This is a genomic window from Limnospira sp. (assembly GCF_051859755.1).
In the GTDB taxonomy this organism is placed as follows: domain Bacteria; phylum Cyanobacteriota; class Cyanobacteriia; order Cyanobacteriales; family Microcoleaceae; genus Limnospira; species Limnospira fusiformis.
The window spans coordinates 1-2463 of the sequence record NZ_JBIMLI010000282.1 but is presented as its reverse complement, the minus strand read 5'-3'; the positions used below and the strand labels follow the sequence as shown (position 1 = coordinate 2463).

The 2463-nt window shown below is 43.8% G+C and carries 2 protein-coding genes and 1 pseudogene; all 3 read right to left on the bottom strand.

From position 1 onward, the window contains the following. Window positions 1-209 precede the first annotated feature (209 nt). Window positions 210-512: a type II toxin-antitoxin system RelE/ParE family toxin gene (locus ACTIE0_RS23855; protein WP_006617129.1), complete on the bottom strand. Its 303-nt coding sequence runs from the start codon at window positions 510-512 to the stop codon at window positions 210-212. Next, window positions 497-754, bottom strand: a complete 258-nt coding sequence (locus tag ACTIE0_RS23850) for a hypothetical protein (protein ID WP_006625968.1) — start codon at window positions 752-754, stop codon at window positions 497-499. The genes ACTIE0_RS23855 and ACTIE0_RS23850 overlap by 16 nt, the downstream gene beginning before the upstream one ends. A 288-nt stretch (window positions 755-1042) precedes the next feature. Continuing rightward, a pseudogene (locus ACTIE0_RS23845) lies at window positions 1043-2254 on the bottom strand (group II intron reverse transcriptase); the annotation flags it as partial. Window positions 2255-2463: the final 209 nt, after the last annotated feature.

Sequence of the window (2463 nt, the reverse complement as noted above, 5' to 3'; positions counted from 1 at the left end):
CGTGGCTGAAAGCCCGTATTCGCCACTGCACGTGAGCAGTTTGATTCTCTCCATGATGCCATGGATTCCGTTCTCAAAGCTGCGTCCTAACCACCTTGACTAATCCTATAAATGGTCTGAGCAGAAATAAACCACAAAGACAGAAAAGACAGAACAGATAAAACTTCTGTGTACTCATGTCTCTGTGGTTTCTCCTCAGTATATAGGATCTAGTGAGTATTCAAATCCAGCTTTAACAATCGCTTACCGTGAACCACAGCCACAACCGTTACGACATCTCCCTGAATACGGTAGATAATCCGGTAAGTGTAAGCAAACTGTTCTCTAACGGTTTCGTCACCAAACTCCTGAACAATACCACCGGAGAGGGGACACTTGCTCAGATTTCTGGTAGCCTCAATGATTCTCTGTACCACCGCCGCCGCATAGGAAACTGAGTCTCGCGCAATATAAGCCGCGATCGCATCGATATCATCAATGGCTGTCGGTGACCAAACTACTTGATAACCCATTTACTTACTAAACCTTCCGCTTCCTCTTGTGTTAATCTTCGTTCACTATCTGCAATAGTAATACCCTGGCGGTACTTTTCTATAACATAAAGATGATATTGAATATCCTCAAGACTGCAATCCTCCGGTAAATTTTTCAGCAACAACTCAATTTCTTGTTTGACGGTATTCATAAATAAGGTTTCTTTTAATTTAGTTAGTCTCGGTCTATTATATAGTAAATGGAAAATACCTACTAACATTCGTCAATTTCCAGAGCAGCCATAATAATTTTGTCGGCTCAAAAAGATGTAATTTAGGGAGAGTATAGGATATTGATAGAGTGGCGTGGGGGATAGCCCACTGTTAATCGGCAGATACCGGAGGGTGCGATCGCACTTCCCCCGGAAATACTGTTAGTCCCAACTAGGTTAACTATTGGGTTATGCAAACTTCATGGGAGAACCGTAACCGAGTAGGGGTCGAGAGAGATGTCGCCATCTCCCCCTCCCATACAAAACCGTGCTTGCGAGTTTCCCAGCACACGGCTCCTAATTTGACTGCTCCATTGTTAAGGATACAGCATTGGCGTTATCTAGCGCCGTTTGATCATCATGACAGTGGCGGTGTAGTAGTTGAAGATTCTTGTATTCGTCCTTTCCGCCGTGGCTTCGAGGTACAATGTGGTCTACTTCAACTAAATCTGATGGGGTGAAGTATTGCCCGCACCAGGCGCATAGGCTTTTTGGCTTTTTGAGTAGTATGGCTACCCTTGTTGGCGTTTCAATTGCTTGTCCTTTTCTGGTTGCCCAGTAGGTCCAGTTTCCGTCATCAAGTGTGGCGTCGGGGCGTATTAGGGTATGTCGGACAATTGGATTCACATTATGATTCCATAATGTGAATCCATCCTTGGTTTTGAATACCCAAGTTTCATGGCTTTCTTTCCCGTTGCTTAGTTTGACCGTTCCGTGTCCGAAATAGTTTCTTAGATTTTCGTAACTTGCCATTCCGCATCTCGAATCTGTCCATGCCCGTAACATTTCAAAAACTATGTGGTCTAGTTTTCTGAAGGTCTCAGATGAGACTACCCCTGAGTAATAGTTAGACCATCCCCGAATCATCGGGTTTAGCTTACTAATCAAGGCTGATTGGGGTGCAGTTTTATGTTGTTTGATTACACCTTTTATCACTTCTGTATGGGCTTTAACTGCTTTGTTGCTGGGTTTAATGTGGGTTGGGTGTCCGATTAATCGGCTTGCTATCCCGCCTGTCTTCCCAGATATGTGTTTTCCAACTGGGTATTGCCTGATATTGAATCCGAGAAAATCAAACCCAGGCTCTTGGGTTTTGCCATCATACTCAATCCTATTGAGTGTATGACCAATTCGAGTCTTTTCAGGTTGGATTTCTAATCCCACTGGCTTTAACCATTCAGAAATGGCAATGGGGCACTGTTCAATGATTCCTAAGTCTTTGGATATGACCACGAAATCATCGGCAGATCGCATAAGGTTAACCTGAATAGCTGTTCCTTTGTTTGGATACATTTCTTTAATTAACCTTTCCATTCCCAACAGTGCGATGTTGGCGAGTATTGGACTTATTACCCCTCCTTGGGGTGTCCCTGCTTCTGTCTCCTCAAATACGCCGTTATCTAGTACACCCGCTTTTAACAATTGTTTCAGGTCTTTCTTCAGGCTACTTGGACAATGAATTTTGGTCAGTAGATAATCATGGTTTATTCGGTCAAAACATTTCGCTATGTGTTAGGGGTCGAGAATGGAGTCACCACCATCCCCTCCCATTCAGAACCATACGTGAAAGTTTCCCTTCATACGGCTCCTGGTGTGGATACCCTGTTTTGTCAAAGGAGCAGAATCAAGAGACCTGCTTTTTACTTCGATGTTCAGAGCTATATGCACCACGTAGTCTTTAAACTCGTCCTCGCCATTATACTCTTACTGACCGCAGT